13 protein-coding genes are annotated in these 16,650 nt (G+C 43.3%); 4 read left to right on the top strand and 9 right to left on the bottom strand.

Features of this window, described 5'->3' with window-relative positions; all coding sequences use genetic code 11:
- Nucleotides 1-38 precede the first annotated feature (38 nt).
- Together FSC11_RS00065 and FSC11_RS00060 are read left to right on the top strand one after the other, a co-directional pair.
- Nucleotides 39-953, top strand: a complete 915-nt coding sequence (locus FSC11_RS00065; RefSeq protein ID WP_163164409.1) for a matrixin family metalloprotease — start codon at nt 39-41, stop codon at nt 951-953.
- A gap of 104 nt (nt 954-1,057) precedes the next feature.
- Entirely contained in the window at nt 1,058-1,435 is a 378-nt protein-coding gene (locus tag FSC11_RS00060; RefSeq protein WP_171058635.1) for a hypothetical protein, read from the top strand.
- A 75-nt stretch (nt 1,436-1,510) separates the two neighbouring features.
- Here the strand turns inward: FSC11_RS00060 and erpA are convergent, their stop codons facing one another.
- From erpA to FSC11_RS00040, 4 genes are all read right to left on the bottom strand, one after another.
- Complete coding sequence (erpA, locus tag FSC11_RS00055; RefSeq protein ID WP_004814030.1) at nt 1,511-1,846, bottom strand: iron-sulfur cluster insertion protein ErpA; 336 nt, start codon at nt 1,844-1,846, stop codon at nt 1,511-1,513.
- A gap of 116 nt (nt 1,847-1,962) precedes the next feature.
- Nucleotides 1,963-2,937: a putative solute-binding protein gene (locus FSC11_RS00050; protein WP_163167691.1), complete on the bottom strand. Its 975-nt coding sequence runs from the start codon at nt 2,935-2,937 to the stop codon at nt 1,963-1,965.
- Between the two features lie 226 nt (nt 2,938-3,163).
- Nucleotides 3,164-4,174, bottom strand: a complete 1,011-nt coding sequence (locus FSC11_RS00045; RefSeq protein ID WP_163164407.1) for a putative solute-binding protein — start codon at nt 4,172-4,174, stop codon at nt 3,164-3,166.
- 254 nt (nt 4,175-4,428) lie between these two features.
- Nucleotides 4,429-5,433, bottom strand: a complete 1,005-nt coding sequence (locus tag FSC11_RS00040) for a putative solute-binding protein (protein ID WP_004814023.1) — start codon at nt 5,431-5,433, stop codon at nt 4,429-4,431.
- Nucleotides 5,434-5,663: 230 nt separating this feature from the next.
- Here FSC11_RS00040 and FSC11_RS00035 point away from each other — a divergent pair, with 230 nt between their 5' ends.
- Both FSC11_RS00035 and FSC11_RS00030 read left to right on the top strand, forming a co-directional pair.
- Nucleotides 5,664-7,607: an ATP-binding cassette domain-containing protein gene (locus FSC11_RS00035; protein ID WP_163164405.1), complete on the top strand. Its 1,944-nt coding sequence runs from the start codon at nt 5,664-5,666 to the stop codon at nt 7,605-7,607.
- Nucleotides 7,608-7,936: 329 nt separating this feature from the next.
- Nucleotides 7,937-9,100 (top strand): zinc-dependent alcohol dehydrogenase, encoded by a 1,164-nt coding sequence (locus FSC11_RS00030; protein ID WP_004814020.1) that lies wholly within the window; start codon nt 7,937-7,939, stop codon nt 9,098-9,100.
- 737 nt (nt 9,101-9,837) lie between these two features.
- Here the strand turns inward: FSC11_RS00030 and FSC11_RS00025 are convergent.
- The 5 genes from FSC11_RS00025 to dnaA form a co-directional block, all read right to left on the bottom strand.
- Nucleotides 9,838-10,185 carry a hypothetical protein gene (locus tag FSC11_RS00025; protein ID WP_005220462.1) on the bottom strand — a complete coding sequence of 116 codons (348 nt, stop codon included), beginning with the start codon at nt 10,183-10,185 and terminating at the stop codon, nt 9,838-9,840.
- A 190-nt stretch (nt 10,186-10,375) separates the two neighbouring features.
- Complete coding sequence (gyrB, locus tag FSC11_RS00020; protein ID WP_163164403.1) at nt 10,376-12,844, bottom strand: DNA topoisomerase (ATP-hydrolyzing) subunit B; 2,469 nt, start codon at nt 12,842-12,844, stop codon at nt 10,376-10,378.
- A 55-nt stretch (nt 12,845-12,899) separates the two neighbouring features.
- Nucleotides 12,900-13,982, bottom strand: a complete 1,083-nt coding sequence (gene recF, locus FSC11_RS00015; RefSeq protein ID WP_163164401.1) for a DNA replication/repair protein RecF — start codon at nt 13,980-13,982, stop codon at nt 12,900-12,902.
- A gap of 27 nt (nt 13,983-14,009) precedes the next feature.
- A complete protein-coding gene (gene dnaN, locus FSC11_RS00010; protein ID WP_108675707.1) occupies nt 14,010-15,158 on the bottom strand; it encodes a DNA polymerase III subunit beta in 1,149 nt (382 codons plus the stop codon).
- Between the two features lie 109 nt (nt 15,159-15,267).
- Entirely contained in the window at nt 15,268-16,650 is a 1,383-nt protein-coding gene (gene dnaA / locus FSC11_RS00005) for a chromosomal replication initiator protein DnaA (RefSeq protein WP_004897458.1), read from the bottom strand.

Genomic DNA, 16,650 nt, shown 5'->3' with positions numbered 1-16,650 from the left:
AAGCTATATTTTTAAAAATAAATATTTAAATAAAAAATATGCGTCTTTTGCTCTGTCTAGTCGTAGTGGTATTACTAGTTGCAGGTTTTCTGCATCTACAGACCCAGTCTCATCCGCAGCTAAAATTCAACTCTCTGACTGACCGACTCACCCATCCTTTTGATACGCGCTTACGCTTTAAAGTGGACCAGGTCGATCCGGGCTTTGGACTGACCCGTGAAGAAGTGATTCAACTGGCACAAGAAGCCGTTGAGATCTGGCATCGTGGTACTGGCCGTGATGACCTGATGGTCTATGATGAAAATGCGCAGCTCAGCATCAAGCTCATTTATGATCACCGCCAGCAGGAATATGATGCACTGAAAAAAACCACACAGAAATTACTTCGCGATGAAGCCCAATATCAACGTCAGGCAGAAAACCTGACTGCTTCCCGAAATCATCTGGATCAGCAACAGCGTCAGCTGTTAGAGCAGCGCAATCTGCTACAACTCCAGTTCGAGCAACTCATGCTACGGCGCAATCAGCCGGGACTTTCTGCTCATCAACGTCAGCAGTTGCAACAGGAATTTAACGAGCTTCAATTCAGGTCAGAACGTTTCCAGCGTGAAGCGGAATATCTGCAACAACAACAATTATCTTTTAATACTCAAGTTTCTGCCTATCAAAGCAGTGTTCAGTCTCACCACAACAATATTAATCAGGCACAGCAGCGCTTTCCGCCACGCCAGTTCCATAAAGGGATTTTTAAAGGCGATGAAATCCATATCTATCAGTTTGATGCGCAAGATGACTTGCGTCTAACACTGGCACATGAACTGGGTCATGCCTTGGGTTTATTGCATCATGGCGATCCTGAAGCATTGATGTATCCGGTACTGAGTGAACAAAAGCTGGAAAATTTCGAACTGCGCCCGGCAGACAAGACTTTGCTATATACACGCAAATCTTAAGCGATTTAATTCCTTATAAGTTTTATGTCTTTATTATCTTTTTGAACGACCATAGTCGATGATTTCATGTTATTGTGAGCATCTATCATTCACCAAAGCCCTCTGTGGAGATCGGCATGAGTTATTACCATATCCTGATTGAAGCCAATGATCATATCAGTACAATTGATGAAACTCGTGATATCGAAATCTTTGATATTGTAGAACTTCAGCCTTATTTGCATGCGATTCTGCTCCCTTATTTCAATGAGCAGCTGATTGAACTTGAGGATGAAAATATTGCCTATCAAGACATTCTGCATTTGCAAGTAAAACAGACTCTATTGCCGATCAACGACCTGATTGAAGAAGAACAAAAACTGTTACCAAGTGATACCGACATTACTATCACAGCTTATGAGATTTTTAATAATCGTGAGCTGAGTCAGGATGTGACGACAGTGATCTTTGACCTGCTTGAAGCGGTGAAACTTGAGGCTTAACTATAAAAATAGCGTATAAAAAAGTCCTCATGATGAGGACTTTTTGATTTCTATGGTCTAAATCTCAAATCATGTTTAGATCGAGAAAGATGAACCACAGCCACATGTAGTCGTAGCATTTGGGTTTTGTACCACAAAGCGAGAGCCTTCCAACCCTTCAATATAGTCAACGACTGAACCTACCAGGTACTGATAGCTGAGTGAGTCGACCAGCATCTTCACATCGCCGTTAATAAATTCTGCATCATCTTCATTCTGGCTTTCAGCAAAGTTGAAGCCATAAGAGAAACCTGAACAGCCGCCACCAGTCACATAGACACGTAGCATAAGATCTTGGTTACCTTCACTGTCACGCAATTGGCGTACTTTATTGGCAGCATTGTCAGTCAGCACAAGTGCTTGAGCATTCATGATGGATTCCTCTGTTCGGTTCGGGCATCTTTAAAAAGAAAAGACCATATTTCAAGTATAGCATACTCAATATATGGTCAGTCTTTGTAAATTAAAGCTTAATCAGAGTAAATTTATCAGGATTGTTTATAATTTTCATCCTGTAGTGCACACTCAAAGTTTTTCGGGTCCTGCTTACAGCGGAACTGCCATAACAGCTTCATCATACGTTTGTCATAAATACCGCGCTTCGTCAGATCAATCCGCGCTTCACGCATCATTTTCTGATAACCAGGTTTGTCTGCTGCTGGAATATCCATCCAGTATTTAGAGGGAATATCAGCTTTCATTTTACCTAAAATTCCGAAAGCGCGTGGCAATTCCCCTTTCACCCATTCACGTGATTTTTGCCCAAAACCTGCCGGGAATTTATCTGGGCGGATGATGATATTGCCTGTCACCTGTAAAATCGGATAATTCACAATCGCACCTTTGCTACCTAGACCTTTATGCAGCTCTAAGGGTTTGAATACGGCAGCAGGTGCGCCAATGATATCAACCTGACCATTGTTAAACTTGGCACCAAAGTTGGTGACATCAGCGCTGACCGCCTGTGCACCTATCTGTTGCACCATGATTTTTTGCGCTTCGTCATAATCCAGTACAGCAATTTTTTTACCTGCCGCTTTAGCTACGGTATTAATACTGCGGTCATTGACCAGCAAGAAAGCATCACCCACTGGAATGACTCCGGCAACTTCATATTTGCCTTGTAGCATATGTTTGGCAAAAGTCTTGCTTGCCAATCCTTGCATTACTTTAACCGCCAGATTCAAATCTGGGATCGCACCAATAGCATCCAGTGAACCGGTAAAATTATTGAACTGGCGTCCGCGCATCCCTGTGACGCTAATACCATCACATTTCCCGGCTTTAAAGTCTTCTGCAACCACAGCTTCATTGGTATTTACCCGCAGCTCGATATTTGCACCCCAGTTTTTTGCAGCCAGCTGATAATCTTTCATTACAGCGTACACATCGCCATTCTTACCGACCAGATCAAATACACAGACGATTTGCTTCGCCTGTACTGTACCGGACGCTGCGACCATGCCTGTACCGAGTGCGAACGCCTTCAACCAAGTTTTCATATTTTATTCCTTAAAAAATTGTTTTTGTTTTCTCAAGACTGCTGCATATCATTGTTTTTATGAGAAAGATGACAGCATGACTGATATTCATTCTAATCATTTTCAAGTCGCAGGCAATGGCAAAGTTACCTGCCTTAACATAAAGAAAGCCTGGAATTTTCCAGGCTTTTTTCCTTTTAAAATCAGTTTATTCACCCGGCAGTGAACATTCGAAGTTTGCCTTGTCGACAGAACAGCGGGCACGTTTCAGTACACTCATCATAGAAGCATCATAAATTCCCCGCTTGGTCATATCCATACGGCCGTCACGAAGCATTTTTTGATATTTCGTCTTGTCTTCTGCACTCAGGTTCATTTTATATTTGGCTGGAATACCGGCTTCTAAACGGTTAATCATCGCCATGCTCTTTGGCAAGTTCTTAACAAACCAATCACGTGATTTCTGTCCAAAACCTGCCGGGAAGCTTTCAGGACGGATCACAAAGTCTGAAGTGACATGCAGCACCGGGAAGTTAAACATCGCGCCACTATTGCCCAAGCCTTTATAGATTTCTAGCGGCTTATAAGCATAAGCAGGTGCACCTACCATATCTACCTGACCATTATTAAACTTGGCCACAAAGTTGGATACATCAGACACGACTGCCTGGGCACCTACACGCTGCACCATGATTTTTTGTGCATCGTCATAGCCCAGTACAGCAAACTTTTTACCGGCGGCTTTTTCAATCGAGTTGATGTTTTTGTCACGCACAAAGATAAAAGCCGAGCCCAGTGGTGCAATACCGGCAATTTCATATTTTTTGCCGCCTAAATTACTGACCATCTTGGCAGCATTACGTTTATCCAAAGCAAAGGTAATGGCACGCTGTGCAATTGCATTACTTGGCACGCCGCCTAGCGCATCAATAGAGCCAGCAAATTTATTGTATTGACGTGCACGCATCGCCGTCATAAATACGCCGTCACATTTACCCGCTTTAAAGTCATTATCTGCAACTGCTTCATCCTGACGGGCAATCAGATTAATTTCTGCCCCCCATGATTTCGCTGCCAGTGCCCATTCCTGAGCCATCTGGAAAGACTCACCAGATTTGCCAAGTAAGTCGAAAACACAGATATCGACTTTTTTCGCTTGCGCTGTACCTGCGAAACTAACGGCAGAAAACGTCGCCAATGCTAGAAGTGTTTTTTTCATTCTAATAATCCTTGCAAAATCTTGTTCTTCGATGGAGTTTCCATACTTGTGACAAATATTAGCAAGTTTCTTTAAAAAAAATAGAGTATTTACTCCATTATATTTAGGGAGTTTGTCCCCTATTATCAAAATGTGTCCCGTATTCACATTTTAGATATAAGGAAGTCTATAGATATCAATTTTTTAGCGATTTATTTAAAATCCTAAAAACTTACATTTTTTTAATTCAATTTACAAACAAATACATTAGAGCACTATTCTCCGCCTAATGAGCATTCAAAATTGGTACGTTCTACCGTACAACGCGCACGTTTCAATACCCGCATCATATTTGGGTCATAGATGCCCTGATTAGTCAGATCAATCCGGCCATCTCGGAGAATTTTCTGGTAACTGGTATAGTCCTCACGACTTAAATTTAGCGTATATTTAGCTGGAATTTCTGCTTCCATACGCTTAACAGTAGCAATGGTTTTTGGTAACTGTTTAATGAACCAGGCACGTGATTGTGTTGCAAACTTGTCCGGAAATTTATTTGGCCGAATAATTAAATCTGCCGTCACATTTACTACAGGAAACTTGATCATTGCACCTTTATTCCCCAAGCCCTTAGACAGTTCTAGCGGCTTAAAAGCATAAGCAGGTGCAGCCACAATATCGACTTCGCCCTGATTAAAACGGCGAATAAAATTAGAAATTTCCGACATAACTGGCACAGCTTCAATCCTATTTACCATGACTTTTTGTGCATAGTCATAATGCAAAACTGCAAATTTCTTATCTTTCACCTGTTCAATCTTGTTTATGGCACGATCCCGTACAAAAATATATGCCGTACCAATTTGCACAATTCCGGCAACTTCAAACTTGTCTTTGCCAATGGTAGACACCAGACGTTTGGCATTACGCTGATCCAGTACATAGCTAATGGCTTTCATGGCGATATCATTGCTAGGCACACCGCCAATAGCATCAATTGAACCGGCAAATTTGTTATAGGCCCGGGCACGCATGGAGGTCATAAACAGTCCATCACATTTGCCTGCTTTAAAGTCCTGATCGACTTTTGCTTCATCCTGATAAGCAAGCAGTTGTACTTCAGTCCCCCATTGCTTGCTCACTAACTGCCATTCTTCTAGTAACTTGTAAGATTCACCAGACTTGCCCAATAAATCAAAGACGCAAATGTCTACCTTGGCAAAACTCATATTTGAGGCAAGTACAGTCAAGGCAGTTAAAATCAAAGATCCTTTCTTCATTTTGCTCTACTCTATTTATTCTTGGTTATTTTTTACTGAAATTTATATTTCAATATCATCTTGTATTGTCATTAAAAACACCTGTTCTATTTAAACATAGATTCAAAAATATGAATCTATGTTATGGATGAAGTGCAGGATCCTGTGAATTCTCCAGCAAGATTTTTTTATTTTGATGGGCTTTCCTTTAGAATAGCGCCATTCTTCTTGTCGAATGTCAGTACAGTTCCATGATTCAGTTAGATCAGTTAACCATACGCCGCGGTGGACGCATCCTTTTCCAGAAAGCCTCCATGCAATTGCATCCTGGATGGAAAATTGGCCTGACCGGTGTCAATGGAGCCGGTAAGTCGACCCTATTTTCAGCACTTTTGGGTGGGATTGAATCTGACAGTGGTTCCCTGACCCGTCCTGCAGTCTGGACTGTGGCGCATATGGCCCAGGAAATCAAAGCCTTGAATATGAAGGCGATTGATTTTGTCCTGTCTGGCGATGAGGAATACTGGGATATCCAACAAAAGCTGAATCATCCTGAACAGCTGGATGATGCTGAACTGGCACGCCTCTATGGCCGCTTTGACGAAATTTCCGGTTATGTGGCACCCTCTAAGGCTTCACAGCTGATGGCAGGTTTGGGCTTTATGGATTATCAATCCGAGCTGGATGTTGCCAGTTTTTCGGGGGGATGGCGTATGCGTCTGAATCTGGCGCGTACTTTGATGAGCCGTTCTGATCTGTTATTACTGGATGAACCGACCAACCATTTAGATTTAGATGCGATTCTTTGGCTAGAAGACTGGCTCAAATCCTATGAAGGCACCTTGGTGCTGATTTCACATGACCGGGATTTCCTGGATGCCATTACTGATCATATTTTACATATCGAAAATCAGGAACTGACACTTTATACCGGTAATTACTCGACTTTTGAGCGTACCCGTAGCGAACGTCTGGCACAGCAGCAACAAGCCTATGAAAAGCAGCTTGAAGTGCGTGTCCATCTGCAAAAATTTATTGACCGTTTTAAGGCCAAAGCCACCAAGGCAAAACAGGCCCAGAGCCGAATCAAGCAGCTGGAGCGTATGCAGGAACTCTCCGTTGCGCATGTAGATACGCCGTTTACTTTCAGCTTCCGTGAACCCACCAAAATGAGTTCACCATTACTGCAATTGGAAAATGCCGATATCGGTTACGGCGACAAGCTGATTGTACGTAATGTCAGCCTGCAAATTACTCCAAATAGCCGTATTGGTCTGCTGGGGATGAATGGTGCTGGTAAATCGACTCTGATTAAATCTCTCGTCGGTGATTTAGCTTTAATTAAAGGTTTTCGTAAAGACTCGGAATTGTTAAATATTGGCTACTTTGCCCAGCACCAGATGGATGCACTGGATGGTAGCGCCAGCCCGATGTTGCAGCTGGCACGTATCGCTGACCCTAAAATCAGTGAGGCCACCTTGCGTTCTTTCCTCGGCAGCTTCGGCTTTAGCGGCGAACGCATGGATACACCAAGTGAAAGTTTCTCGGGTGGTGAACGTGCCCGTTTAGCACTTGCATTAATTGTATGGCAGCGTCCAAACGTGCTGATTCTGGATGAACCAACCAACCATCTGGACCTGGATATGCGTCATGCTTTAACGATGGCACTACAAGATTTCGAGGGTGCTGTCGTGCTGGTTTCGCATGAACGTCAGCTGATTGCCAGTGTCTGTGATGAGCTGCTGTTAGTTCATAACGGCAAATGTACTGAATTTGATGGCGATCTGGTCGCTTATGCCGAGTGGTTACGTCAGGCACGTGCAGAATTATTAAAAAATGCGCCTAAAACTGCTGAAGTGGTGAAAACACAGCAAGCTGAAGCGAAACCTGTACCAAGTAAAATGGATAAAGAAGCCCAACGCAAGGAGGCTGCTCGCCAACGTGAGCAGACTCGGCCGATTCGCAAAAATATTGAAAAATGTGAAAGCCAGATCGGAAAGTTGCAGCCAAAACTCGCTGCAATTGAAGAAAAGCTGGCAGACACTGGTCTGTATGATGCAGCGCGTAAGGATGAATTGCTTAAGCTCATGAATGAGCAGACTAAACTGAAAGCACAACTGGAAACTGCTGAAGAACAGATGCTGGAACTGATGATGGAATTAGAAGAACTGGAACAGTCTTTCCAGGAAAGTTAATTTTAATATTCATTTAAAGCTTCAAGGATCAGTAACTACAGTTACTGATCCTTTTTTATGGATTTATATTTTCTCTGCTATTAGTAAATCTTTTCTTTTACCTATTTTCCTACACTTCTCAGCTTGGTTAATCATTTACTCGATTTTTGACATATTTTGTAGTGAATTACGCAAGTACTATATAAGTTTATTTTTTAAACACTCGGCTTCCTTATTTCATACATTAATTTACAGCTCTAGGTCAGGTTATAAGGCTCTAATAAAAAGGCTTTTTAATAATCAGCAGCCTTATTTGAGACTATTTATGTTGAACTAGAGAGGAAATCCGCATGCGTGCTCTTACCTATCATGGTGCTCGGGATGTACGAGTTGAATCTGTTCCAGATCCAGTGATTCAGGAACCAGATGACGTTATTTTAAGGGTGACAGCCACCGCCATCTGTGGCTCAGATCTACATCTATACCGGGGTAAAATCCCTGCCACTGAAGACGGTGATATTTTCGGCCATGAATTTATGGGAGTTGTAGAAGAAGTCGGCCCTGCAGTGACAGAAGTCAAAAAAGGTGACCGGGTGATCATTCCCTTTGTCATTGCATGCGGTCACTGTTTTTTCTGTGAACATGAACTCATGGCTGCCTGTGAAAATACCAATACGGGTCGTGGTGCGATCCTGAATAAAAAACAGATTCCACCAGGAGCGGCCTTGTTTGGCTTTAGCCACCTGTATGGTGGTGTTCCGGGTGGTCAGGCTGAATATGTGCGAATTCCCAAAGGTAATGTCGGACCGTTTAAGGTTCCCGGCTCTTTGCCTGATGAAAAAGTATTATTCCTGACCGATATTCTGCCAACAGCCTGGCAGGCAGTAACCAATGCTCAAGTCACCCGTGGTTCTACAGTGGCGATTTATGGCGCAGGTCCAGTCGGTCTGTTATCTGCAGCTTGTGCACGGATGCTCGGTGCCGAACAGATCTTCATGGTAGACCATCACCCTTATCGCTTGCGATTTGCTCATCAAACCTATGGGGTCATTCCGGTCAACTTTGATGAAGTCGATGCAGCTGAATTTATTATTCAAAATACAGCAGGTTATCGTGGTGTTGATGCAGTTATTGATGCCGTTGGTTTCGAAGCCAAAGGCAGTGTTCTGGAAACCGTAATGACCAACCTGAAATTAGAAGGTTCGAGTGGTTCAGCACTAAGACAATGTATTGCAGCAGTCCGACGCGGCGGTGTGGTGAGTGTACCGGGGGTTTATGCCGGTCCAATTCATGGCTTCCTGTTTGGTGATGCCTTTGATAAAGGTTTGACTTTTAAAATGGGACAAACCCATGTGCATAAATACTTGCCGCAGTTGCTCGAACATATTGAAAATGGAGATCTGTCTCCAGATGTGATTATTACCCATCGCATGCAACTGGAAGATGCTGCAGAAGGTTACCGTATTTTTGACAAGAAGGAAGAAGACTGTCGTAAAGTCATTCTGACACCGTAAATGTACTAAAAGAATAAAAAGCGCCTTCCAGGCGCTTTTTATTCTTTAATCAAGATAGATCAAATCACCTGTTTCTATTTTTCAAGTTTCTTCATCAAAAACTCTGTTTAACGGAAGTTATTTAATTTTTACTCCTCTTTCTAACTTGCAGAAAATAGCTCAGACAAATCCGAATACAAATGCTGATCTAGAAAAGCACCCCAAAGAATAAACCCATAATAACTATATTTAATTCAATGATTTTAAAAATAAAATTAAATTTCACTTGATTATTAAAATAATTATGTAGTTTAACTACACCTAGATTTCCCAAGTAAAAATATGTTCCACGCCAACTATTAAATAAAACTACATTAACCACATAAGCGGTTATTTTATATAATATTTATTTTAATTTTCTATAAAAACAGCAGGCAAACTAATCTATTTTGGACAGTTTTGGCTTAAACGCAGAAATCCTGCATAAGCTGCTAATTTAAATTTAAAACATTATTTTAAATTTAAAAATATATACCCACAAGTCACCAGAGAATAAATTTGAATTTAAAATAAGAGCTGATTTAAAAGTGAATCTATTGTGGATAAATACTATCTTATTCACATAAATAAATATGGATAACTTTGAAGTTATCCACACTATTGATCAAGCTTTGAGCTTATTTAGGAACGGTACTATTCATACATATTTTGATTTATTAATTACTTTATTTTTATAACTTTGTTAAACAGTTAAAAATCTAGGATTTTAGAAATCGAAGTTCAATGATTTTCCATTCATTTGCATAGCGCCACAATTCCTGAATACGATGTTTATCTTTAGCTAAACCAGTCACTACACAGCATTCCGTCTGATCCGCATTATATTCGTAATCTTCATATTCTACTTCAGGCTTATGCGGTTTCCAGACCCCATTCTTGACCGCATGCGCAATCCTGTCATAACGGACATAACTGGTTTCTACACGGTTTTTCTGCTCAAACACCACCTTAAAGTCTTCATGCTCATACTGACGCAGAACCTCATAATGACCGGTATAGAATGCATTGGCCCAAATTTCACGAACTTCTTCAAGCTGGCTATCCATGGATAAACCTCTTTATTGCTATAGGCTGGCCCAGATCAGACAAATACTGCGAATAAAAAAAATCACCAGATAGGGTGCCAGAATCACTGATCAGCTGCTGAATATACTAACCAGTTAAAATGACATTAGCATAAATTGATCACAAAAAAAGCACCCCGAAAGGTGCTTTTTTAAGTGTATTGTGTATCAGTTATGCATCGATATCTGCGTTCAGAGCATTCTCTTCAATGAAGGCACGGCGTGGTTCTACGTCGTCACCCATCAAGCAAGAGAACATACGATCTGCTTCAATCGCATCCTGTACCGTTACCTGTAGCATATTACGGTTTTCTGGATCCATGGTGGTTTCCCACAGCTGATCCGCATTCATCTCACCCAGACCTTTATAACGCTGGATCATCATGCCGCGACGTGAGTCTTGCAGGATGTGCTGCCATACTTCATGGAAGTTATTCACCAGAATCTTGCGCTCACCTTTTTGCAGGTAAGCACCCTCTTCAAGTAACGTAAACCAGCTCTTCGAGTTCTTCAATAAACGTGCATATTCACTTGAACCCAACAGACCTGAATCAAGCAGATAAACATGTGGCAGGTTATGGATATAAATCGTGATACGTGGCAGATAAGTCACAGACTTGTTGCCTTCTGCATCTTCCTTCTCGAAGGTTTCAATACCCAGCTCAGGACGCAGGCTTGGTTGCTTGTCTTCGATGTGTTGACGCAACTGCATTGCCCAGTTTTCCACATAATCCAGATCAGCTGCCTGATCCAGTTTAAATGCTTCAAGCGCCAACAGACCATCCAGCAACGTTGCAGGATAACGTAACGTCAAACGATTCAAGCTTTTTTGCGAGGTCTGGTAATCCGCAATCACATTTGCCAGTGCATCACCACGAATGGCAGGTGCATCCGCACTGATGTGCAGTTCAAGTTCATCAATCGCATTCGAAATCAGGTAAGTTTCTAGTGCATCATTATCCTTGATGTACTGTTCCTGCTTGCCTTTTTTCAGCTTGTATAGCGGTGGCTGTGCAATATAAATATGACCACGTTCTACCAGTTCCGGCATTTGACGGAAGAAGAAGGTCAACAGCAAGGTACGGATGTGCGAACCATCTACGTCAGCATCGGTCATGATAATGATTTTGTGATAACGCAACTTGTCCGGGTTGTATTCTTCACGGCCAATACCACAGCCCAGTGCAGTAATCAGCGTTCCCACTTCAGCCGATGAAATCATACGGTCGAAACGCGCACGTTCTACATTCAGGATTTTACCTTTCAGTGGCAAGATTGCCTGCATCTTACGGTTACGACCCTGTTTCGCAGAACCACCCGCCGAGTCACCCTCGACCAGGTACAGCTCAGACAATGCTGGATCTTTTTCCTGACAGTCTGCCAGTTTGCCTGGAAGACCGGCAATGTCTAAAGCACTCTTACGACGTGTCATTTCACGTGCTTTACGCGCTGCATCACGGGCACGTGCGGCATCTATGATTTTACCCGCGATTGATTTCGCTGCTTGCGGATTCTCTAACAAATACTCTGAGAATGACTTATTCATGGCCTGTTCGACCGCAGTTTTTACTTCGCTCGACACCAGTTTTTCTTTGGTTTGTGATGAGAATTTCGGATCAGGTACTTTCACCGATACAATCGCAGTCAAACCTTCACGTGCATCATCACCAGATACTGCAACTTTTTCTTTTTTCAGAATATTTTCACTATCCATGTAATTATTTAAACCACGGGTCAGTGCAGCGCGGAAACCGGCTAAATGCGTACCACCATCCTTTTGCGGGATGTTGTTGGTAAAGCAGCGTACATTTTCCTGATAAGAATCATTCCATTGCAATGCCACTTCTACCCCGATTCCGTTCTCCGCCATCGTAGTAAAATGGAAGATATCATTCAGGTGAGTTTTGCCCTCATTGATATATTTCACAAATTCGGACAGACCACCTTCATAATCAAATACATATTCAGCATTAATGCGTTCATCACGCAGTACGATACGCACACCGGCATTCAGGAACGACAGTTCACGTAAACGGCGCGCCAGAATATCGACATTGAAAATGGTCTGACTAAAGGTTTCAGCACTTGGCCAGAAACGTACACGGGTACCGGTTCGGTCTGTATCACCGATGACTTTTAACGGGTACTGTGAATCGCCATGACGGTATTCCTGCTGGTGAATATGACCAGCACGATGAATGGTCAGTTCCAGTTTTTCTGACAGGGCGTTTACAACCGAAACACCTACCCCGTGCAGACCACCAGAGACCTTATAGCTGTTGTCATCAAACTTACCGCCGGCATGCAGAATAGTCAGAATTACTTCTGCTGCAGACACACCTTCTTCAGGGTGAATATCAGTTGGAATACCACGGCCGTTATCTGATACTGACACCGATTCATCTTCATGAATAGTCACTAAAATTTCATCACAGTGACCTGCCAGCGCCTCGTCAATCGAGTTGTCGACCACCTCGAAAACCATGTGGTGTAAGCCTGTACCGTCGTCTGTATCACCAATGTACATGCCCGGACGCTTACGCACAGCGTCTAAACCACGTAATACCTTGATGCTAGAGGAATCATAAGCCTTTTCAATGGTTTGTTCTGGTTGAGAAGCAGCTTGATCTTCTGAACTCATGGTTTCTCCCTAGTGAAAAATAGGTCTATCCAAAGATGGGTAAAACTTTAAAATACTATTGCGCAACAACCTGAACGATACCGTTTTCAACATTGAATAACTGATATGAGATAGACAAATCATGTAAATGCTTTTGTACTGATTCGTGGTCTAAAGTGGTAATAAAAACTTGACTACCAAGTTGGCTCAATCGCTCAATTAAACGTTGTTGTGCGGTTAAATCTAATTCTGCTGTCAGATCATCTAATAATACCACAGTTTCCTTATTACAAGAATGTAGCATTGCAATTTGAGACAGTTTTAACGCCATCAGCAGCAGCTTTTTCTGTCCACGAGACAGGATCACATCTGCATCTCCCAGAGGGGTCTTTAGACGCAAATCTGCGCGATGTGGGCCGTATTCTGTATAGCGTCTTTCAACGTCCCGCTCATGATGATTGGTGAGGTCATTGAGCAGGCCAGTTTCAGTATGAAAACCGGGACTATAATCCAGGCTAATCGTAAGATCTGGCAGCAAATGTTTCAGGTCTTCTTCAAAGAAAACTTTCCATTGCTCGACAATACCGACCCGTTGTGAATGCAGAATCTCACCATATTGACTGAGCATCTGGTTCCACGGTTCCAGCTCTGACAGACTGAGGTAGCGCCTAGACTTTAGCAAGCTGTTGCGCTGCTTCAAGGCACGCGAATAATATTGCCAGGCATGGTAGAACTCTGGTTCCACGTGGAACATTAACCAGTCCAATAACTGTCGGCGTGGCTTGGCACCATGATCGATAATATCGGTGCTTTGTGGATCAATCAGCTGCAAAGGTAGCAGTTTGGCCAGCTGCCCCTGGGTCGCCACCAGATCACCATTTACCTTGATCAGCTGCTCACCACTGGCCATTTTCTGCATACCAACTTTTTCGGTATCAGACTGGGCAAACACGATCGCATCCGCAGCACTGTGCTGAATGTAATTTTTAGGAATATGGGTACGAAAAGAACGCCCTGTGGCCAGCAGATGAATGGCTTCCAGAATAGAAGTCTTGCCTGAACCATTCTGGCCATAAAAAACGTTAAACGGCTGCAATCCCTGGAGAGCAACCGTTTTTAAGTTTCGTACACGCTCTATATGCAAACGCGTAATATGCATGATTAGCTTGTGCCTGGATGCTGCCGCTTAAACGCGCATCGGCATGACAACATAAGTTTGATCAGTATGTGCAGGATCCTGAACCAACACCGACTGGTTTGCTTCGGTCATGCTCATGGAGACATCATCACCATCCAGCACACCCAAGACTTCTAGCAAATATTGCGCATTGAAAGACATTTCCATGGGTGCATCCGCATACTGAATGGCCAGATCTTCAATCGCTTCATCCTGCTCCGGGTTATTGGCACGCAGTTGTAGTGAATCCGCATTAAAGTTCAGGAATACACCACGAAGTTTCTCATTACTCAAAATCGCAACACGTTGCAGAGATTGCTTGAATACGTCATGTGCGATGATCACGTGCTTGTCACCACCACGTGGAATCACACGGCGATAGTCAGGGAATTTACCATCAATCAATTTGGTGGTGAAACGTACTGTAGTATCCCCCTGCTCCTTATCACGGTTTGCAACAGTGATAGTTACATTTAGCAATTCACGACCAATCAGTAATGATAACTGATCATCTTCAACACTAAGCAAACGCTGTAATTCACCTACTGCCTTACGTGGCACAATCGCCTGGATTGGCTGAGCTGCAGTCGATTGCGCAGCTGTTTCACACAGCGCCAGACGGTGACCATCCGTAGTCACTGCGCGCAATTGGTTAGCATCAATTTCCAGTAATGTACCGGTCAGGTAGAAACGGACATCCTGTACCGCCATTGCAAAAGCAGTTTTTTCAAACAGGCGTTTTAATTCACGCTGGGTCACAGTTACCTGTGTGCCCTGACTGTTTTCAGTCGACAGCAATGGATAGTCTTCAGCAGGCAAGGTACCGAGCACAAAACGGCTGTTTCCAGACTTTAAAATACAGCGCTGATCTTCAGTAATTTGCAGATCTACCAACGCAGCTGATGGCAAAGATTTACAGATATCGATCAGCTTACGTGCAGGAACCGTGGTTTCACCGGCTTGCAAACATGCACCTTCATTCAGAGGCATACTTGCTACCAGTTCTACCTCAAGATCTGAACCAGTCACCGTTAATACTTGAGCTGTCACTTGAATTTTCAGGTTAGACAGAATGTTTAGGGTATGGCGACGTTCAACCGCTCCTACGACATGTGATAGAACATTCAGTAAGCTCTCTTTCGCGATTTTTAAACGCACGGTACATTCCTCTGAAAACTGAAGATTAATATGGAAAAGTTAATTATTTAGCACTGTACTATGCGGCAAAAAAAGCCGCATAGCAAGCGCAGAATTTGAGCGTTTTGGCTTAGCTTTGCAGCAGGCGCTGCAGGTTTTTATAGTCCTCGTTGAAGATCGGATCTTCCTCACGCAGACTCAATACTTTTTCACAGGCGTGCATCACGGTACTGTGGTCACGACCACCAAATGCCATACCAATTTCCGGGAAACTGTCTCCGGTCAATTCACGTGCCAGACCCATTGCAAGCTGACGCGGACGTGCATAAATACGGGTACGTTTCGGACCGACCAGTTCTTTCAGTGGAATACGGAAATATTCACTGACCACACGCTGAATATTTTCAGTACTGATGGTGCGGGCGCGAATCGCCAAAACATCTTTTAAGGATTCACGTACCACATCCAGATCAATCGGTGTGCCTTTAAAGCGGGAAATCGCCACCACTTTGTTTAGTGCACCTTCAAGCTCACGCACATTGGCAACCACTTGTTGTGCAATAAACAGTGCGCAGTTACGTGGCAGGTCAACTTCATTGCTTTCGGCTTTTTTAAGTAAAATTTCAATACGGGTTTCAATATCGGGCGGTTCAACCCCTACCGACAAACCCCATGAGAAACGTGAAACCAGACGTGGATCCAGCTCCGTCAATTCTTTCGGATAACGATCCGAGGTCAAGATGATCTGTTTCGATTCATCCAACAGTGCGTTAAAAGTATAGAAAAACTCAACCAGACTAGCCTCTTTACCCGCCAATAAATGAATATCATCGACCAGTAATAAATCCAGAGAACGACAGTTTTTCTTGAATTCTTCAACCTTGCCCTGCTGCAGCGAGCTGACAAAGTCCTGCACAAAGCTTTCTGCGGTCATATACATCACGCGGGCATTCGGCTTGGCTTGCAATAATGCATTCCCTACTGCCTGCATCAAGTGGGTTTTACCCAGACCGGTCGGGCCATACAAAAATAACGGGTTATGTTGAGATGCACCGAGCTGGGTCAAAACCTTACGGCAGGTTTCTGCGGCCATCTGATTCGAGCGGCCTTCCACAAATAGAGAAAAAGTGAATAAGGGATTCAGCTGACGCTTGCGGCTATTTTTAACCGATTCTTCTTTTTCTTTACGTGGGCGAGGCGCAGGCGTACTCACTGGCTGTGTTTCTAAAGCAGCCGTGGTGGTCGCTGGCTGTTCACTGGCAGATAAAATCGCACCAGGACGGGAATCCACCAGAATTTCGACTTTACGGATACGGCCTTCAGATAACTGTTCCGCCAGAATCGAGATCAGCTCCAGATGATGTTCTTGAATGTAGCGCGTCCAGTAAGGGTTCGGTGCATAAAGACGAAGAGTATCGTCCAGTTCCTCTGCAACCAGTGGGCGTATCCACATTGTAAAGACATTTCCAGAGAGCTCTTGTCGCAAGCGATTTAAGCAGTCTGTCCAAAGCAT

Source organism: Acinetobacter schindleri, assembly GCF_010918895.1.
Lineage (GTDB): Bacteria > Pseudomonadota > Gammaproteobacteria > Pseudomonadales > Moraxellaceae > Acinetobacter > Acinetobacter schindleri.
The sequence above is the reverse complement of the archived record's forward strand: the minus strand, read 5'-3'. Positions and strand labels throughout refer to the sequence as shown.

Coding starts and splice junctions, on each gene's coding strand:
- FSC11_RS00030 (WP_004814020.1), top strand. CDS start 7,937: ATGCGTGCTCTTACCTATCATGGTGCTCGGGATGTACGAGTTGAATCT.
- dnaA (WP_004897458.1), bottom strand. CDS start 16,650: ATGCTTTGGACAGACTGCTTAAATCGCTTGCGACAAGAGCTCTCTGGA.
- erpA (WP_004814030.1), bottom strand. CDS start 1,846: ATGAATGCTCAAGCACTTGTGCTGACTGACAATGCTGCCAATAAAGTA.
- FSC11_RS00050 (WP_163167691.1), bottom strand. CDS start 2,937: ATGGTCGCAGCGTCCGGTACAGTACAGGCGAAGCAAATCGTCTGTGTA.
- recF (WP_163164401.1), bottom strand. CDS start 13,982: ATGCATATTACGCGTTTGCATATAGAGCGTGTACGAAACTTAAAAACG.
- gyrB (WP_163164403.1), bottom strand. CDS start 12,844: ATGAGTTCAGAAGATCAAGCTGCTTCTCAACCAGAACAAACCATTGAA.
- FSC11_RS00035 (WP_163164405.1), top strand. CDS start 5,664: ATGATTCAGTTAGATCAGTTAACCATACGCCGCGGTGGACGCATCCTT.
- FSC11_RS00025 (WP_005220462.1), bottom strand. CDS start 10,185: ATGGATAGCCAGCTTGAAGAAGTTCGTGAAATTTGGGCCAATGCATTC.
- FSC11_RS00065 (WP_163164409.1), top strand. CDS start 39: ATGCGTCTTTTGCTCTGTCTAGTCGTAGTGGTATTACTAGTTGCAGGT.
- FSC11_RS00045 (WP_163164407.1), bottom strand. CDS start 4,174: ATGAAAAAAACACTTCTAGCATTGGCGACGTTTTCTGCCGTTAGTTTC.
- FSC11_RS00040 (WP_004814023.1), bottom strand. CDS start 5,433: ATGAAGAAAGGATCTTTGATTTTAACTGCCTTGACTGTACTTGCCTCA.